The sequence below is a fragment of the uncultured Polaribacter sp. genome (genome assembly GCF_947503855.1).
Classification (GTDB): domain Bacteria; phylum Bacteroidota; class Bacteroidia; order Flavobacteriales; family Flavobacteriaceae; genus Polaribacter.
The window spans coordinates 144,765-166,756 of sequence record NZ_CANNFF010000004.1; the positions used below are offsets into that span (position 1 = coordinate 144,765).

General features: G+C 37.7%; 2 protein-coding genes and 1 tRNA gene. All 3 read left to right on the forward strand.

The window, feature by feature from the left end; translation table 11 throughout:
- Nucleotides 1-381 precede the first annotated feature (381 nt).
- The 3 genes from Q0662_RS04835 to Q0662_RS04845 all read left to right on the forward strand — a co-directional run bounded on the left by Q0662_RS04835 (nt 382) and on the right by Q0662_RS04845 (nt 21,774).
- Nucleotides 382-20,199, forward strand: coding sequence for an MBG domain-containing protein (locus Q0662_RS04835; RefSeq protein WP_298947697.1), 19,818 nt, complete (start codon nt 382-384; stop codon nt 20,197-20,199).
- Between the two features lie 64 nt (nt 20,200-20,263).
- Nucleotides 20,264-20,336: transfer RNA gene (locus tag Q0662_RS04840), tRNA-Met, on the forward strand.
- Between the two features lie 538 nt (nt 20,337-20,874).
- Complete coding sequence (locus Q0662_RS04845) at nt 20,875-21,774, forward strand: helix-turn-helix domain-containing protein (protein ID WP_298947698.1); 900 nt, start codon at nt 20,875-20,877, stop codon at nt 21,772-21,774.
- Nucleotides 21,775-21,992 lie beyond the last annotated feature (218 nt).

The following is a 21,992-nucleotide window of genomic DNA, read 5'->3' on the forward strand; positions in this document are numbered from 1 at the left end:
TGATGTGTAAAAACAATTTACATTATTTAAAGTGCTCATAATCAAACAATTTAACGTTGTTAACTTCTTTTCTTTATGTTTCAATAAAATTGGATTGATATAGTGGTTTTATCTAAATGTAGGTTGATGAAAATTGGCTCTCATTTTTTAAAGTAATGCTTGTATTTTGGTTGATGTTTTTTTTAAAAAAAATACCATAATTTATTGTATTTTTGTAGGTTAGATAAATAACTTTATCTTATTCAATGATTTTTTTCTAAAAGTAGATTTTAAACATTTAAAAAAACAAATAATTACAAGTAAATCATACCATTGATAGCCATGCATACAAAAATATCCTCCAATATAATCAAAACAATCACAGTTTTATTTTTTACATTAATGAGTTTCTCTAGTGTTTTAGGGCAGTCTAATTTAGATTTTTCTTATTCAGGCACTTACTCAGAGGTTACCTTACAACCTGGAACCTACGAATTAGAAGTTTGGGGAGCTCAAGGAGGTGGTGGTATTTATCATTATGGACCTGGAGGGAAAGGAGGGTACTCAAAGGGGGTTTTAGATCTTACTGTTAGCGAAACCTTATATATTTATGTTGGTCAAAAAGGGTTTCAATCTGGTACTACTAACACTGCTTTTAATGGAGGTGGCGCTGGTAGCCGAGATGGTGGTACTAATATTATTTTTCATGGATTTACTGGTGGAGGTGCTACTCATATTGCAAAAAAGATGGGGGTTTTAAGTACATTGAATTCATTTCAATCAGATGTACTAATTGTGGCTGGCGGCGGCGGCGGTGGCGGCGGTAATTACAGTTATCTTGGTTCAGGTTATGACCCTGCAGGTGGTGCTGGTGGCGGTATCGCTGGGTTGGCTGGTGCTGTATCTACGGCTAGTAGCTATAGAGGTAGTGGAAATGGAGGAACACAAACTGCTGGTGGTGCTACAGGTGTTCAAAGTAACTCTACACCTTCTGTGGCAGCTACTTTTGGTTTAGGAGCTTCTGCAGATAGAAATACCGCTGACACAGCTCAAGGCGGTGGCGGTGGCGGTGGCTGGTATGGTGGCGGAGCTGGATCTTTTGCTGGAGGAGCTGGCGGTGGCGGGTCAGGTTATATAGGAGGTGTTACTTCTGGTACGATGTCTACAGGCACTAGAAATGGCGATGGTTATGCAAGAATAACACAAATATACCCAGGTGGTGAAATAGAAGTGAGTGGGTTTCAACATATTTCAAGTTCTACTCTTCCTACATTTGGCTCCTCTCCTTACGAATACCAATGGCAGATAAGTACAGATGGTTCAACTTTTACAGATATTTCTGGTGAAACATCTGATGAATTAAATCCAGCTAATATATCACAAACAACCTATTATAGAAGAAAGACAATAGATAATACGGGTGTTTTTAAATATACAAATGTTGTAAAGATTTTAAAAATAGCTGGTCAAAGTGCAATCGAGTATAATTATACGGGATCTGAAAAATCTATAACCTTACCACCTGGAACCTATGAATTAGAAGCTTGGGGTGCCCAAGGGGGTGGTGACACTGGCTTGCTCAATAAAATTGGGGTAGGTGGTAAAGGTGGTTATAGCAAAGGAGAAATTGTTTTTACAGAGGCTACTACTATTTATCTTTCTGTTGGTCAAGAAGGCTTTCAGAGTCATACAACTTCTACAGCATTTAATGGTGGAGGATCAGGAAACCCTGTTGCTACCTCTCAAAACGATAGAAATGGTTTTACAGGTGGTGGGGCAACACATATGGCACTTGAAAATGGTTTATTAAGTGCTTTAAGTAACAGTAAAGATAAGGTGTTAATTGTAGCTGGAGCCGGTGGTGCCGGTGGGGGTGCTTGGTCTACAAGTTATAATACAGCAGGCGGTTATGGCGGTGGTATTGTTGGTGCTACTGCACCAAATACACCTGAGCCAGCATTAAGAGGTGTAGGAAGAGGAGGATCTCAAACTTCGGGAGGTGTTTCGGGTTATGATACCAGAACAACTTACTCTGGAAATGAAGTGGCATATATTGAGGCTGGTTTTGGGCGAGGAGCTAGTAGTTCTAGACATATAGGAGATATAGTACAAGGCGGCGGCGGCGGAGGCGGCTGGTATGGCGGAGGTGCAGGAAGTCAAGCTGGTGGTGGCGGTGGCGGTGGCTCTGGTTATGTTAAAACTAACTTGAGTAGTCCTGTTTTAACCGCTGGAAACGCGTCTATGCCAAACCCTTCTGGAGGATCAAATATAATTGGAAATACAGGAAACGGTTTTGCCAGAATTACTGAATTGAGAGGAAATGTAACTATTGTAGCCTCTGGAGGTGCAGACATAAATAATGGCTGGACGTATTCAAATGGATTGATTAAAGTAGGTAGCAATGTTAGTATTAATGCCTCTGTAATAGAAAATTATTTAAGTTCTGGAGATCTTACCATAGATGCCCGATCAATAACAGTTAACAGTCCTATAAGCTATACGGGTATCACCGAAAGGAGTCTAACTTTCAAATCATTAAATTACATAGATGTAAATGCTTCAGTTAAAGCAACGGGTTCTGGAGAATTAAATATAATTCTTTGGTCAGACCAATCTGCAATAGGAGGGGTAGATATTGGTGGTTATATTGACCTAGCTCTGGGAGTTGAGCTTATATCAAATGGAGGAACTTTAGTGCTTGCTGGAGGAGAAGATAACGGTGCAAACGGCGGCACAGCTAGCGATGGTATTCCTGATGGCTATGCATGGAATTCTAAGACTACTTCTCATGGAGGTATTTTATTAGGCCCTGCTGATGGTACTACAGGTAGTTCTGTAAATTTATTAAGTGACGGAGGAGATATTATTATAAGAGGTAAAACCTCTGGAAGTATAGAATATCCAGGAATTTTAAGCGCCCAGAAGTTTATAATAAATTCTGGAAGCGGTACTATCTTAATGGATGGTGATGCAAGTTTAGCTCATGGAATAGAATTGGCTTATGGAAGCAACGCTAATTATGCTATTACTTCTAATAGTACAGAAAGTCCTGCTATTTCAATAACAGGAAGTACACAAAGATCGGGATATACCGGAGCTATATTTTCATTAAGGGAGGGTGCATATTTAATCGAATCAAGAGCTATTTCAGGTGGTGGAATTCAAATAAAGGGTGGCAACACCAACTCCAGCGGAAATGAAATTTATTTTAACGGAGATGCTAGTAACAATGCCTATATATTATCCAAAAATGGTCCTATAGAAATTTTATCTAGTAGCAATTCTACTGGAGGGGTTGTATTTACAGGAAATACTTATTTTGGAGGTGCATCGGCCTCAACAGTTAACGGCTTCTCTTCTAGTGTCACTTCTTCTTCTAGTTCTATTAGTTTAGATTCAGACTATTTCACTTTCAATGGTCAAACCGCTGTTACCACTTCAGGTGCTTTCTCTATGAAACCTACCAGTGACTCTTTTGGTGAAGCACAGACTATCTCTAATTTATTGTTTAGTGGTAATGAGAGTACACTAAATATCGGTAAGCCAGAGAATACGGCTACTGTAAATTTAAGTAGTGATATTGAAATAAATGGACCAATCTCCATCTATGCAGGAACTATTAGTTTAAATGCTAATATTTCAAGCACCCTTTCAGGCGCAGATATTCTTACAAAAGCAACTGGTGATATTAGCCTAGCTACCAATAAGTCTATTACGACTAATGGGGGTGACATAATACTTTGGGCTAACAGTGATGGACAAACATCTAATGGTTCGGTATTATTGCGAGACGACTCTTTAATAAATACTGCTGGGGGTAGTGTTTGGATTGGAGGAGGATCTGGAAATACTACATGGAATGATCTCACTGTAGGTAACGGATATGCAGTTTCAGGTACCTCTTTTACACCCTCAGATGGTGGCGGTGATGCAAACGCTGGTGTATACTTTGAGAATGCAACTATTCAAACTAATGGAGGTAATATTTTAGTCAAAGGTGACGGAGGCACAAATTATGCATCCGGAATTACTACCTATGGTGGCAATACGATTAATTCGGGTAATGGAACAATTGAATGGGATGGAAAAACATCTTCTTCTTTCGAAACCCAAGGTATTTCATTTGGGTTACACGATGTTATAATTGCTGGAAACACCAGCTTTAATTCAACCTCCACAGGTGTAGCTGTAAAATTAAAGGGTAGTTCAAATGCTCGTAACGGCATAGGGGTTGATGGAATTGTTACTATAGAATCATCGGGTTCTGGCTCAATTGATCTAACTGGAACAGGAGCAAGCCCACATTATGGAATAGAAGTTGGAAACTATTACAATGGAAGTAAGCTTAATTTATATGCTGCCTCAGGTGAAATTAAAGTAGATGGGGGCTCAATGGGAATTTCAGTTGTTCAAACGGGTAATCAAGGAAATGCGTTAGGAGATTCTAAACTTACTATTGGTCAAGGAGGAACTATTTCGTCTTCTACTAGTAACATCAAACTAGTTGGAGATGCCTTTTCTGTGACTACCAATAATGGGCTTAATATTAATGCCAGTGGGCAACTTTCAGTTTTATCTCAAGGCAATAGTTTTTCAGGTCCTCTTTCGTGGCCATTAACCAATTCAACGGTTTCAAATATTACGGGTTTAAACATCGGAAAAGAGACCAATACCTCTAATATAACCATTGGTAGTGATCAGACAGTTGCCGGTCCCATTTCTATTTACGGTAGAGATATTGCTCTAAGCGCCAACCTAACAAGCACGCTTTCAGGCGCAGATATACTTACAAAAGCTAGTGGAAATATTGTGCTTCTAGACAATAAGTCAATAGAAACAAACCTGGGTAATGTTATTTTATGGTCTGATAGTGATACTAATAATGAAGGTAGTATTGTCTTATCTAATAACGTTGAAATTAATACGGTAAATGGATCCACTGCTAGCAATCTAAATACTGGAGGAAAAATTGTTTTGGCCGGTGGTTTAGATGATGGCTCCAATGGAGGCGCAGCATCTGATGGTATTCCTGATGGTTTTGCATCAAGTTCCTTTGGAAACGGAATAAAACTTGGAACTACAGAGGCAAATGAAACACAAATGTATTCAGGAGGTGGTGACATCGTTATTAGAGGATTTAGTAATCATAGCTCAACCAATGACCACAGAAATGAAGTTGGTATTTGGCATACAGGTAGTTGGGTAGCAAACTCAGGTAATGGATCTATTCATATAATAGGTAAAGGTGATAACCTTTATGGTGTTAATTTTGTAAGATCATTCGCCGTTAATAACGTACTAGATGGGCCTAAATTTTTATCGTTCATATCTAATAAAGCTAGTGGTCCTGCAATAACTATTTCTGGAACTTCAAACACTAGTCATGGAGTTGTATTTAATTATAATAATCCTAAAGAAATATTAGCAACTGGTGGGGGTAATATTTCAATCACAGGATCAGGTGCTGGTTCAGGTTATGGCATTTTTCTTCAAAATCCAGATATATTATCTAGTGGAGGATCTATTAAACTAGATGGTGGTACAAAAGGAATATATGTAGCTGATGCAGGCAGTCATCTAGGTGCAAAAACAGGAAGTAGCATTACAAATAGTACATCAAATATAACCTTAATAGCAGACGTGCTTAATTTCATAGGAGCGTCAAATATACTTACTTCTGGTACACTTACAGTAGAGCCTTCGAGCAATAGTTTTTCAGGTCCTCTTTCGTGGCCATTAACCAATTCAACGGTTTCAAATATTACGGGTTTAAACATCGGAAAAGAGACCAATACCTCTAATATTACCATTAGTAGTGATCAGACTATTGCAGGTCCTATTTCTATTTATGGAGGAAATATTGAAATTGATGCAAATATTACTTCCACAAATGGAAATATTTTAATTGATGGTGATACAGGAAGTATTTTAGATCTTGGAGCAGATGGTATTAGAATAGATAATGAATCTACAATAAAAACAATTACAGCTGGAGATATAACGCTATTAGGCCGAAGTAGTGAAGGTAATATTAGCAGTTTAATAGGTGTAGAACTGGGAGATAATTCAAGTATTCAATCTGCTGGTAACATTAGTATTACAGGTATTTCAGAATCTAGTTCTGACACTTCTGCTAGAGGAGTCTTTCTGGCAGGAAGCATTTCGGCAAGTGGTAATATAAATATTACGGGTGAATCTAAAAGTTCTAATTATGATTATGATGTCTATCTTACTAATACTACCGCCAGATCAAGTACCGATAGTAGTATAATTACAACAGATGGTAATATAACGATTGAAGCACTAAATGAAGGTCGTGTGTCTTTTGGTGGTAATGAAGAAGATTACTTTATTACAAGTACTTCAGGTAACATAGAACTAAAAGCTGATAAACAAAATGTTTATTCAAGTATCAAGGTTAATGTAACGACTTCAGGCAGCTTATCTATTTTAGCTAGACCAAATGATGGTTCAGAAGCATCTTTTGTAGAATCTATAGATTTTACCAAATACTTGTTTGGAAGTAATATTTCAAGTTTAACTATTGGAGATCCTACTAATTCAGAAGATGTTATTATAGGTAAAGATATATCAATATCCGGGCCTATAAATATTTATGGTGGAGATATAAATGTTAATGCAAACCTTGATACACAAGGTGGTGGTGCTAATGGCGGTATTCTTTTAAAAGCAAGTGGAGATATTGTAGTTTTAGGCAATAAATCAATTAAAACAAATTTAGGCAATGTTATTTTATGGTCAGACAGTGACGGCAATGATATAGGAGGTGTTTTATTCAATTCTGGTTCTCAAATATCTACAAATAATGGGCACGTATGGATAGGCGGTGGCTCAGGCTCAACCTCATGGAACGGGTTAAACGTAGGAGATAGTTATGCAGCCAATTTAACAACTCCTCCAACAGGTCTTTCAGAGACATATGCTGGAATAAATGCCATAGGCAGTTATATTAATGCAGGTTCTGGAGACCTATTTATGAGTGGTAGATCTTTTCAAACAAATTATCGTTATGGTATTGGAACTAGAATTAACGGAATGGATTTAACGGCTAATGACATTTCAATATATGGAGTAGGATCTTCCAATAATAATTCTTCTAGTGATACTAATAGAGGTAATTGGGGAGTGGGTATAGAAAATATTTCAATTACCACTGTTTCAAATGGTAATATTTTAATTAATGGAGTTGGTGGTGGTGCTAATTCTGGAACGAATGGTGGGGTGAATCATGGTGTTTATATGAATTCAAATTCATCTTTACTAGCAAATGGTAGTGGAGATATTGCTATCTCTGGAACAGGTGGGGGAAATTCATCAATCACTCAAAACACCAATAATGATGGTATTCATTTAAATGGAGCTGACATTAGTAATGATTCAGGTGAAATTTCACTAACAGCAAGTAAAGGTGTAAATAACAACTCAGAAGCAATTTACATTACCAATATGTCATTAGGTACAATTGACAATATAACAATAAGTTCAGGTACAATAGATTTATTGAATGAGGATACCTTAACCCTTGGCTCTATAAATGCTACAGATAAGATTACCATAGAAACACTTACAGGAGATATTAATCTTACCGATAACATCTCAACTACATCTACATCTACTGACGCCATTATTTTAAATGCAGGAAAATCTTCTACGCCAGGAACTACCACTGGAGGAGATATTAAGCTTATTAATACGCCAACTTTAACAACAGGTACTAATGGAATTATCAAACTATTTTCTGGATCAGAAACGCAAAGTACTGGTTTAGCTGCTATAGCTGATATCAATTATTTCGGATTAGATGAAACATCATCACTTCCTACTTTTACAGCTGGCTCTACCAATGCAATCTTCAGAGAAGTAGGTAACAATGCTCTCTATACAGATGGGAGTGATGATTATGTAGAGCTCTCGAGCAGTCCTATCTTAGATGGAGCCACAGAATTTACTATAGAACTCTGGATTAAACCAGACGGGACAAATTTCGATGATACTGAATACCATGGATTTTTAGGCTATGAAGGAAGTAGCATTCTTACTAGAAACCCATCATTGTGGTTAAAAGAAGGGAAAATACATTTAGACTCCTACAGAGATGGAGATCTTCAGCGTTTTGATTTTCTTACAGATCGTGCTTTAATAACTCAAGATGCTTGGACTCATATTGCTTTTGTTAAAGATGCCGAAATTTATCGCGTTTACCTAGATGGAGAATTAGCAATTACTACAGCAGCTCCAGATAAAGTTAATATTTCAACAAACGCCTATTTTTTAGGTCGTATAAACAACTATTTCTCAGGACAAATAGACGAGGTTCGTTTTTGGAGTGATGTGCGTACCAAGGCAGAGATTGATGCACTTATGAATATTGAGGCTACAGGCTCAGAGCCAGGTTTAGTTGCTTATTACGATTTTAACCATGGGGCTCCAAGCAACACTAACACCGGTATAACAACTCTTGTAGATCGAACTAATAATTCTAATAACGGTACACTAAATAATTTCTTACTAACCGGTAATAGTAGTAATTGGGTCAATGGATTTTTTCCAAAAATAATTGGAGAGCGTTATGTTTATCTAGGAAAAACCAGACAATTAAGTCATTTTGTTTCTGGTGGAACATGGTCTATAGACAATAATTCTTTGGCTAACATCTCATCAACTGGGGTACTTACAGGAGTGAGTGATGGTCAGGTAGCCGTAACTTATACTGTTAATGGAAATAGTACCACTGATACTTTTGATATCGTAGACCAAAACAATCTAGGTACTTTAACAATCGTAGCCAGCGGAGGTGTAACCGAGGATAATGGATGGGCTTATAGCAATGGTGTAATTCGCCCAACATCAACTTCGGCAGTTAATATCAATGCTTCTTCGGTACTTGAAAAATTAAATTTAAATCATTTGACCATCGAAGCGAGCTCGATATCAGTTAATGCCAATGTATCGTCTACTTATGTAAACAACCTAACCTTAAAAGCTTCAGCAAATATTACTCAAGCAAGTTCTGTTGACATAACTACAAATGGCGGTGATGTAATTCTATGGTCTAATAGTGATAATGAAACTACAAATGGTGGCTACATCTACATCCAAGATAATGCTACAATAGATACAAGAACCCAAGTAGATAGAGTAGCAAATAATGGCTCAAATGATGATGAAAATGGTGGATCTATTATTTTAGCTGGAGGTGATGGAACAAGTATTCCTTCAGGTTATGCGCTAAATAACACCCTAAATTCTACTCCTAGAGGTGCAATATCTTTAGGAACAACTGTAGTGGGTAGAAAAAATAGTGGTATTTCATTTATTTCAGGGGGTGGAGATATCTCTCTAAAAGGACAACATACTTCTACATCTGGTGGAGACTCAGCAGGTATTTCTGCTTTTGAAGGTTTTACTTTAGATGCTGGTAAGACGGGTAATATCACTTTAGTCGGTGATGTTAGTGGTTCAAGCGCTATATATTCTGACGGCATGAATCTTGGAAATTTTGCAACTACCGCAGGTGGTACAGCTTCATATATTAAAACAGTAAATGGAAATATAACATTAACAGGAACTTCAGGAAGTGGCTCAACTCAAAGTAGAGGAGTATTACTGGCTGGTGGTGGTGCTGGAATTTTTGTACAAAGTACAGGAACAGGAGATATAAATATAACCGGAACTTCCGGAGGAGGTGCAGGCACACCCTATAACACACTGTTTATTGGTGCCAATATTTTAGCTAATAGTGGAGATATTAATTTACTGAGTGGAAGTGCTGGAGGAACAATATATAGTTCAAGTTTTGCTTCAACCATAGGTTATAAATCATCAAGTGATATTACAACTTCAAGTACTGATATAACGTTAACTGCAGATAAATTTGATCTAACATCTGGTATAGCTTTTAATACTTCAGGTACGTTCACAATAAAGCCAACAAGCGGAAACTCGTTTGAAAGTACATTTGATACCTCAAATTTAACTTATTCAAGTGACGTTTCAGGGCTTACTATAGGACATAGCTCAAACACAGGTAACATTACAGTTGGAAGTGCCACAGAGATTGCTGGACCAATTTCTATTTACGGAGGAGACATTACAGTAAGCGCCAATATCTCAAGTACGCTTTCAGGGGCAGATGTGCTGTTAAAAGCTAGTGAAGATATTAGTTTAGCTATAAATAAATCTATAAGCACAAATGCCGGTAATCTTTTATTATGGTCTAATTCAGATGGATCCACAGACAATGGTTCTATACTACTTAGGGATGGATCTTTTGTTAATACCAATGGAGGTCATTTATGGATGGGAGGGGGAAGTGGTTCAACTACGTGGAATGGTGAAACTGTTGGAAACGGATTTGCTGTATCAGGAACTACTATTGATCCATCTACTGGGAGTGATACAAAAGCAGGCGTGTATTTAGAAAATTTTGAGGCCAATACCAGTGGAGGAGATATTTCTATTTTCTCAAAAACATATGATACATATGCTTTTGTTACCCATCAAGATGTTATCTTAGACAGTGGTTCTGGTAAAATTTCACTAGAAGGCATTGCTGAAATTGGTGGAGTTAGAGGAGGAGTTACAGGCATCCATGATGATTCTGCAGTTTTTACATTGTCTTCTTCTAATTCTTCAACCAGTGCCATTGAAATTGTTTTTAACTCAGAATCGGGAAGTAGTCACGGTGCTACATTGCAAGGAGAAAATAACTTTATAGCAACTAATGGAGGTATTTCTTTCACTTCTCTCGGAGATACTGATTCGAGTGATTATGGTTTGAGATTAGGTTACTCAACTTCAGATAAAGGAATTTTAAATTTTCTTTCTTCGACTGGGACAATCACAATAGATTTAGGTGCCAATGGCTACAAATTAGAAAGTAATAGCAATTCATCCATTCATTTTGGCGCAAAGTCTGGCACTGATATTACAAGCTCTTCAAGTAATGTGGTCTTTAATTCCGATAGATTCACCATAGGAAGTAACCCAAGTACAAATGCATTAAATTTCAATACAACAGGAGAGATTCTAATAGCGCCAAGCAGTTCAAGCTTCAGAGAGGAGTTAGAGTTAGATGATCAATGGAATTTAAGTTCTTACGCTACTAGTTTAACAATCGGAAAAGATACGAACACCTCTAATATCTCTATTGGTTCTGCTATGACTATTGCAGGCCCTGTAACTCTATATGGAGGAACTGTAGCAGTAAACGCACCACTTACAGCTACAAATAGTACAATATCCATAACTTCATCCACTTCCATTATTGATGGAGCCTCAGGTTATTTAATCGCCGATGGGCTTGCACTCAATGGAGCTGGGACAGTAACATTAGACCATACAAGCAATGATATCAATACCATTGCTGCTGGATCAAGTAGTTCTCCTATTGGCGCTTTGAGTTATACGGATGCAGATGATTTAACTATTGGGTCGGTAAATCCAACCGGTATTCATTCTTCGGGAGAAATTGAACTTTCAACGCTATCAGGTGATCTAGAAGTGACAGAGCCGATTGTTTCTACGCAAGCAACAGGTGATGCAATACAACTATATGCAGATAAAGACGCTACGTCAGGTAATGAAGGTGATGGGAATATTACAATCACAAATAACGGTTTAATTACTGTTGAATCTGGCGCTAGAGCCTTATTATACTCAGGTAAAGAAACAGAGAGTACAGGAGTACAAGCAGCCGTTGGCGGAGAAAGCAATACGCGCACGCAAGTAGATGCAAATACAGATTTAAGTACACTTGATCCTGTTATAGGGAATACTGGAAAGTATGCTTTGATGCGTGTGGCAAGTACTAACGATAATGCCAATCTTTCGAGTTTAACAACATCAGCAGGAACGCTAAGTCCTGTATTTAATTCGGAGACGACGGAGTATAGTGTAGTATTGATCGCAGGAACAAGTAGTGTAAATTTCACACCATTTACCGACGATACTTCAGCGACGCTAAAGATAAATAATGTGGCACATACTAGTGGCACGGCCTATACAGCCAGTAACTTGATGGATTATCAGCTCTACACGATAGAGGTAACAGCAAGTGATGGTATAGCAAAGAAGACCTATAAGCTGGCAGTGCGCGTTACTCAGGTAACTGTTCCATCGCCTACGGGTGTGTGGCGTAATTTATTTGCTGGGGAAAATTTTGATCCAAACGACGATCAGCAGGCGACAGCAGATACTGATTTGGTAGGTAATGCGACAGATGCGATGATGCAGGCGCAGCAGGGTACCTATAGTTTTTCAGACGGTACCATAGATAAAGTATATTATTTCCGAGTGCGTTTGGGTAATAAGAATGCACCGAAAACAAGTTTTTATTATGGGATGGACGTAGACGCTGATTACAAGATAGACTTTGTGATCGAGGCGAACTTAAAGGACCAGACGCCTTATGTGGCCTATCATGCGCATGATCCTAGTAAGGATGGAAGCGGTCCGTCTGTGACAGCATGGGAGAATGACAGGAATGACACAAATATAGAGCGTGAGCTAGGGGCAAGAGATGCCCGTATTCTGAGTTATGCAACTGTAGGTGAGTCCTCGACCAATGTAGATGTTGACGGTCCGGTAGGAGGTCAAAATAACGGAGATGATACTTGGCTAGAATTTGCCTTTACAGAATCGAGCTTTAAGTCATGGACTACGGATTACTGGGGAACCGAATTAACAGGCGGAGATGTATCAGGTCTTGTAGCCTTTACTTCAACTTCTCAGACTGCCAATGGAGATATTGGTGGGATCAATGATAAGACGGCAGACATGAGTTTGACCTGGCGTGAACTGGGGAACTTCATAGAGTCTAACCTAGATGAGGTAACCAGTTATACATTGTTCATTCCAACGGTAGTGAGTCAAACCTCAAATACCCAAACACCAACCGTAACAGGAACTTGGGGCGGTTCAAATGAAGGAGATGATACGTTGGTTGTTACCATTGGTGGCGTAACTTATACGGTAGGTAATGGACTAACCATTAATGGATCTTCATGGTCTGTAGTGGTGACCACATCATTAACAGAAGGGACTTATGCTATTTCGGCAACTGCTACTAGGACTTCAGATGGGTCAACCAAGACAGATAGTACCACAGATGAACTGGAAATAAAACTAACCACTCCATTAACAAGTACAGACATTACAACAGGCACCATAGCAGATTTGGTATACACAGGGCAAGCCCAAACCCCAACGTTAGAGGTCAAAGATGGTACAACAGTACTAACTCAAGATAACGATTACACACTAAGTTACTCAGACAATATAAATGTAGGAACAGCTATAGTTACAATTACAGGAACAGGTAATTATAGTGGAACAAAACAGGTTACTTTTGATATTACCACTAAGTCATTAACCATTACCGGTCTTACAGGAGATGACAAAGTGTATGATAATACAGCTTCATCCACAGCTTCAGGCACAGCGAGTTTATTAGGGGTTGAAGAAAATGATGATGTAAGTTTAGGAGGAAGTCCAGACTTTACATTTACAAGTTCGAATGTAGGCACAGGCATCACGATTAATACCACAGGTTATACAATTTCAGGAGCAGATTCGGGTAACTATACACTTACACAACCTACCTTATCCGCAGACATTACAGCCAAAGAGCTAACCATTACTGGTCTTACAGGAGATGACAAAGTGTATGATAACACGACATCAGCCACAGCTTCAGGCACCGCGAGTTTATTAGGGGTTGAAGAAAATGATGATATAAGTTTAAGTGGAACTCCAGACTTTACATTTGCAAGTTCGAATGTAGGTACAGGCATCACGATTAATACCACAGGTTATACAATTTCAGGAGCAGATGCAGGAAACTATACACTTACGCAACCTACCTTATCTGCAGATATTACAGCCAAGGTATTAACCATCACAGCAGACGACAAGAGTAAGGGCTTTGGAGAGGCAGATCCAACATTAACGGTAAGTTATACAGGTTTTGTAAATGGCGAAGACCAAGATGATTTATCAGGAACGCTATTGATAAGCAGAGCAACAGGAGAGGCAGCAAACACCTACGCAATTACCGCTTCAGGTTTAACGGCTACTAACTATGCGATTACCTATGTTGCAGGAACGTTTACCATTGCAAGTAAGTCGATTACGAGTACAGCTATTACAACAGCAACCATAGCAGATTTGGTATACACAGGTCAAGCCCAAACCCCAACGCTAGCGGTTAAAGACGGTACAACAGTACTGACTCAAGCTACCGATTACACGCTAAGTTACTCAGACAATATAAATGTAGGAACAGCCACAGTTACAATTACAGGAACAGGTGATTACAGTGGTACAAAAACAGTAACTTTCACTATAACCAAAGCATCACTAACCATCACAGCAGACGACAAGAGTAAGGGCTTTGGAGAGGCAGATCCAACATTAACAGCAAGCTATACAGGTTTTGTAAATGGCGAAGATCAAGATGATTTATCAGGAACGCTATTGATAAGCAGAGCAACAGGAGAGGCAGCAAACACCTACGCAATTACCGCTTCAGGTTTAACGGCTACTAACTATGCGATTACCTATGTAGCAGGAACGTTTACCATTGCAAGTAAGTCGATTACAAGTGTAGATATTACAACAGCAACCATAGCAGATTTGGTATACACAGGTCAAGCCCAAACCCCAACGCTAGCGGTTAAGGATGGTACAACAGTACTGACTCAAGCTACCGATTACACGCTAAGTTACTCAGACAATATAAATGTAGGAACAGCTACAGTTACAATTACAGGAACAGGTGATTACAGTGGTACAAAAGCAGTAACTTTCACTATAACCAAAGCATCACTTACTATCACAGCAGACGATAAGAGTAAGGGCTTTGGAGAGTCAGATCCAACATTAACAGCAAGCTATGCAGGTTTTGTAAGTGGAGAGGATCAAGATGACTTATCAGGAACGCTATTGATAAGCAGAGCAACAGGAGAGGCAGCAAACATCTACGCAATTACCGCTTCAGGTTTAACGGCTACTAACTATGCGATTACCTATGTTGCAGGAACGTTTACCATTGCAAGTAAGTCGATTACGAGTGCAGACATTACAACAGCAACCATAGCAGATTTGGTATACACAGGTCAAGCCCAAACCCCAACGCTAGCGGTTAAAGATGGTACAACAGTACTGACTCAAGCTACCGATTACACGCTAAGTTATGTAGACAATATAAATGTAGGAACAGCCACAGTTACAATTACAGGAACAGGTGATTACAGTGGTACAAAAACAATCATATTTACTATTCTTAAGAAGACATTAACCATTAGTGGTCTTACGGCCGATGATAAGGAATATGATGGTACAACGGAAGCTACTTTATCAGGAACAGCTACATTGGTAGGTTTAGCAGTAGGTGATGATGTGGTATTATCGGGTATAGCAGAAGGCACTTTTACATCGCCAGATGTATCAACAGATATTACGGTAAACGTAGTTGGCTATGAGATAACAGGTACAGCAAAAGATAATTATAGTTTGCGCCAGCCAACAGGTTTGAGTGCAGGTATAACACAGCGTACGATTAGTGTTGCACCTTCTACGGGTTTAACAAAGCAGTATGGAGAAGCAGATCCTGAGTTTACTTATATATTCAGTGGATCGATAAGCGGACAGACAGCCGCTTTTAGCGGAAGTTTAAGCAGAGATCAAGGAGAGGCTGTTGATCAATACGAGATTACACAAGGTAGTTTAGTTCTTGCAAACAACGGCAGTTTTAATTCCTCGAACTATGCGATTGAATTGACAGCAAACATTGATTTTGAGATTACAAAAGCACCATTGCTCATCACAGTAAATAATGATGCTAAGTTTGTAACCCAGGCTGATGCAGAGGGTTATGCAGGTGTAAGTTATACAGGATTTAAGTTTGGAGAAGATTCGAGCGTCTTAGTTACAGACAATCTAAGGATTACAAGGAGTAATGCAGGTGTAGAATCTGCAGGAATTTACCAAGATGTATTACAGGCTAGTGGTCTGAGTTCTTCTAACTATGAGATTCGTTATGAGTCAGGTAATTATCAAATTGTAGCTGCAGATCAGTTATATGTAAAATTATCTGATTCTGAGATTGTTTATGGAGAGACACCAACCTATAGAGTAGAGTTATCAGGCTATTATAGTTCAGGCAATACTCAGGTAGTTGATTTAACTTCTAGCACGAGTGTAACAGGGAATAAAATAACGGTAGTAGATGGAGCATCAGGAAGCGCAACGTTTTTAATAGTTCCAGAGACACCATTATATAGTACTTCAAATCATCTTTCTGTAGGGACCTATAATTTAGTGTCAGATCAGGCAGTATTTACAAGTTCTAATTTTAACAACACGCTAATTGAGCAAGGAGTTTTAAAAGTAAATCCTAAAGAATTAGTAGTAAGTTTATCAAGTAGTAAGTCAAAGATTTATGACGGTAATGCTTTACTACCTTCAATGACTTTTGATTTGAGTACTCCTTTTGTAACAGACAATGTTCTAGCATCGGGTACTGGTGTTTATTCCAGTGCTAATGTAGGAGATAGAGCTTATACTGTTTCAGGCTTAATGTTGAGTGGCTCAGATGCGAACAATTATTATATTCAAGGCGGAGCAAACGTTCAGATTACAGGAACAAACGGTCAGATTAGTAAACAAACTCTTACTGTAACACCAAGAATTGGACAGTCAAAGATATTTGGCACCTCCGACCCTATTTTGACCTATGACTATCGTGGTCAAATTAGTGGAGAAACGCCATTATTTAGTGGTTCATTAGGGCGTTTATCAGGAGAATCTCGAGGGTCATACGCAATCCGTCAAGGTTCACTTTTATTGGAAGATAAAGATGCTTTTTTAGCCTCTAATTATCAATTAGACTTTACAAGTGGGATTGCTTTTACGATCACCAATAAATTACTATCAGATCAAGATATTAGTATACTACCCATATCAGATTTAATTTATAATGGTCAGTCACAAGCGCCTAATACAGCGTTAAAAGATGTCGATACAGTTTTAGTTGAGGGAGAAGATTATGAGGTATCCTATATCAATAATACAGATGTAGGAAAGGCTACAATTACCCTTACAGGATTAGGTAATTATGGAGGAGTTAGAACGGTTACTTTTAATATTATACCAAGAGTACTTACTGTTACTCCAGATGCCAATCAAACCAAGATTTATGGAGATGCAGACCCCAGCTTAACATACACTTTTAGAGGATTAGTAAGTGGAGAAACCCCCGGCTTTACAAATACGATAAGCCGTGCAGTGGGAGAGCATGTAGGTACTTACCAGATCAATCAAGGTAGTCTCTTACTTATAGACAACGCAGGCTTCAAAGCAGACAACTATCAAATAGACTTGGCTACAGGAGTAGACTTTACCATTACAAAGGCAGCATTAACGATCACGGTTCATAATGACAGTAAGTTTGTAACTCAGCAGGATGCAGATGGGTACGCAGGGGTAAACTACAGTGGCTTTAAATTTGGTGAAGATCAAACAGTGTTAAATACTACAAATCTGATTATTACCCGAAGCAATGCCAGTGAAGAGGCAGTAGGAGTTTATACAGCTGTGTTAGCAGCTTCAGGAGTGAGCGCACAGAACTACGACATTACCTATCAGAAAGGAGATTATACCATAATAGGAGCAGATCAGTTGGTCGTTAAACTTAAAGATAGCGAGGTCGTTTATGGAGCTACACCAGTCTTTGAGATTGCTAAAGTTGGGTATTACAATTTAAATAACCAATTAATAGAAGATCTAACATCAAGTACACAGATTAATGGTACAGAGGTAACAGTAACCGATGGTACTTCTGGTACGGGAGTTTTTGATATATCAGTAGTATCACCACAGTTGAGTACCTCTGGTTCTTTACAATCTGGAAGTTATCTATTGGAAGCGGGTAATATAAGTAAGACCAGTCCTAATTTTAGCAATACAATTATCCTCCAGGGGAACCTAAATATAATTCCAAAAGCATTAATTGCATCAGTAAACAGCAGCAAGACTAAGGTGTATGATGGCAATGATAAGCTGTTGAATTTAACCCTAACTTTGAATACTCCAATCACTGGAGATGTTGTATTGGCAAGCGCAGCTGGTGCATACGATAGTAAAGATGCAGGAACAAGAAATTACACAGTGTCAGGTATCACTCTAAGCGGATCTGATGCAGATAATTATTTTATTCAAGGAGGTGCCAATGCCGCGATTACCGGCACAGATGGAGAGATTACCCCACGCACGCTTATTGTAACTCCAGATGCAGATCAGACCAAGATTTTTGGAGAGTTAGATCCAAGATTCACTTATACGAACAGTGGAGCAGTCAATGGAGAGACACCAGGCTTCAGTGGGACACTTAGCAGAGAAATAGGAGAGGATGTTGGTTCTTACCAGATTACACAAGGTAGCCTTGTAACACAAAACAATGGAGTTTTCTTAACGAACAATTACGAGCCTTCGTTTACGGAAGGGGTAGATTTTACCATAACCAGCAAGTTGATTACAGATGCAGCTATTACAACTACTTCTATAGCCGATTTGGTATACACAGGGCAAGCCCAAACCCAAACGCTAGCGGTTAAGGATGGTACAACAGTACTGACTCAAGCTACCGATTACGCGCTAAGTTATGTAGACAATATAAATGTAGGAACAGCCACAGTTACAATTACAGGAATAGGTAATTACAATGGTGTAAAAACAGTAACTTTCACTATTACCAAAGCATCACTTACTATTACAGCAGACGATAAGAGTAAGGAGTTCGGAGCGGCAGATCCAACATTAACGGCAAGCTATGCAGGTTTTGTAAATGGCGAAGATCAAGAAGATTTATCAGGAACTTTATCCATTAGCAGAGCTACAGGAGAGGCTGCAGGTACTTATGCAATTAGCGCTTCAGGTTTAAATTCTTCGAACTATGCGATTACATTCACAGCGGGAAGGTTTACCATAACGAGTAAGTTGATTACGGATACAGCGATTACAGTAGCTACGATCTCAGATTTGATTTACAATGGATCTTTACAAAGACCAAAGCTTGTTGTAGAGGATGGTTCAAATACTTTAAAAGAGGGTAGAGATTATACATTAAGTTACAGTAACAACATCAATGTTGGTACAGCCACTGTAACGCTTAGCGGAATTGGGAATTATGCAGCAGATAGAGAAATTAACTTTACGATTGTGCCAAAAAGCATCAATATTTTAATAGCAGATCAAGAGAAAGACTATGGCGCCCAAGATCCTATTTTAGTATTTACAGCAGATCCAAACCTTTTTGGACCAGATGCATTTACAGGAACTTTAACCCGAGAATCTGGCGAGGCAGTTGGAACGTATTTGATAACTTCAGGGACCTTAAGTGCAGGTGATAATTACACTTTAGACATTCAAACAGACGCAATTTTTAGCATTATTAGAATCGATAGTGATGGCGATGGTGTTGCAGATGACATAGAAGAGGCTGATGGTACCGATGCAACAGACAGTTGTGATTTTGTAATATCAAGCCAAACAGAAACACCAAGTGAAGCATGGAATAATGCAGACTGTGATAATGATGGCGTAACCAATGCAGAAGAAGTAATAGATGGAACAAATTCTTTAAAAGCAGACAGTGATGGCGATGGTGTTATTGATGGTACAGAGAAGGCAGACGGTACCGATGCAACTAGTTTTTGTTCATCGATTCCTTCAAACATTACCCTTTCAGTAAGTCAAGATTATTTAGCTGCAGATTGTGATGACGATGGTTTGAGTAATGGCGATGAGATTGGTTTAGACGCATCTAATCCAATAGATTCAGATAACGATGGTGTTTTTGATTATTTAGAGGTGAATAAATATGAAGCTTCAATAGAAGATGACTTAGAGGTTTATAATTTATTGACTCCAAATGGAGACGGAGAAAATGATGTATTTGTAATACGTAACATTGAGTTATATCCAGAGAACACGATAGAGATTTTTAACCGCTGGGGAGTACAGGTGTATAGCGTTGCAGGATATGGACAAAATGGGAACTATTTTGAAGGTGTATCAAACGGAAGAGGCACAGTAAGCAGCTCAGAGTCGCTACCAACAGGAACCTACTTTTATATCTTAAAATATAAAAAGAATGGAGACATGAAAGAGCGTAAAGGTTATATCTATTTAACTAAGTAGATTTAAAAAAAAGTAAAATAATACTTGCAAAGGTTATAAACTATTGTATATTTGCAGTCCAAATCGCGGGATAGAGCAGTAGGTAGCTCGTCGGGCTCATAACCCGAAGGTCACTGGTTCGAGTCCAGTTCCCGCTACTAGTAACCCTTTCAGAAATGAGAGGGTTTTTTTATGTAGTTTACTCAAGTAGAATAAGCGTATTAGAATTTGTTTTTTTGTGTTTTATACGATTCTAATAATTCACTTACATGGGTAAAATAATAGAATTAAAAGTTATTGATAAATAGAATTAAAATGGGCAGTATCAGCAGTATATTAATTAAAAAATTAGATATTAATTTAAACATTCCAATTTCTTCTTTTAATAAGGTTTATTTAATAATGTTATACTTTTTAAGTTAAAAAAAGATACCATATTTACAAAAGAATTTTAAAACAGACGCTTATATGGTTTTTGATCTGCTTTATTTTATTAACATTATATGTTCTTTTTTGGTAGCGGCTTATCTTTGGATAAAGCTTACTCCAAAACACTTTACATTTCATTCAAAGTCTTTATCGGCATATCTCTTTTTTAATGCAATTTGTTTTAGTTTTTATTTACTTATCAAATATAAATACATCCTTATTGTACCCTTCTTATATAAGATTCCAGCCCCGATAACCTATTTAATTTTGCCTGCCGCTTATTTTCATGTAAAATCAATTGTAAAAAAACAAGTTGCATGGCAATCTAAAGATTGGATTCATTTAGTTCCTTTTATTATTTTTCTAATTAGTTATTTACCTTTTTATTTTGAAGATTTTGAAACTAAAAGTAACTATGTAGCCCGTATTTTGAATGATATGAGTTTAATTCAGTCAGATAATATAGGCTTGTTGCCAGAATTCATAAACAATTTGGGAAGAATCATACAGCCTATAGTCTACATCATACTTCAGTGGGGACTATTAAAAAGTGCAGATGGTGTTTTATTAAAAGCAACACAAAAAACTTTATTTAGATGGCTTTTAAACTTTGTTCGTATTCAAACCTTTTTATTTAGTAGCTTATTAGCTACTGTTTTTACCTCACAGTATTTTTTCCCTGCTGTTTCAGTATCTTTTTTTGAGTTTATCCCATTATTTTTAACGGTGAGTTCTTTTTTTATTTTAAGTATTTACCTTTTTTGGAACCAAAATATTTTACAAAAAATAAAATATTTTAATCCAAATGAAAAAACACTAGATCACAATAATACGCAGTTAGATATCAATACTATTTCAGAGATTGTTTTTACTAACAAGTATTTTTTGGGGAAAGAAAATGATTTGGTAGGTGTTGCAAATCAATTGGAAATAAACAAGGCAGATCTTTCCAAATTAATTAAAACCAAGTATGTTAATTTTAATGCATGGATCAATACTTTAAAAGTATCTTATAGTATGGAATTAATCAAAGAAGGCTATTTAAACGATTTCTCCATAGAGGCGCTGGCAGCTACATGTGGTTTTAACTCAACGAGTACCTTTTACAGGGCGTTTAAAGCACAGACAGAAACAACACCAAAAGAGTATGCTAGCTCCTTTAATTAAAGATTTTTTTATTTATTCTTTTACTAAATAAGTACAATTAAACTTTATCTCTTCGCATTAAAGCCTTTTATTTTTTGTTGAAGGCATCTATGTAGATAAAGCGCTTTTTCTAGTTTTTCAAAATGTAATTATTTATAAAACTGATAAAATTTATGTCAAAAAAACTTTTTGAAACACATGTTGCCATACTTTCCTTAATTTTTTATCTAGACTAAAAT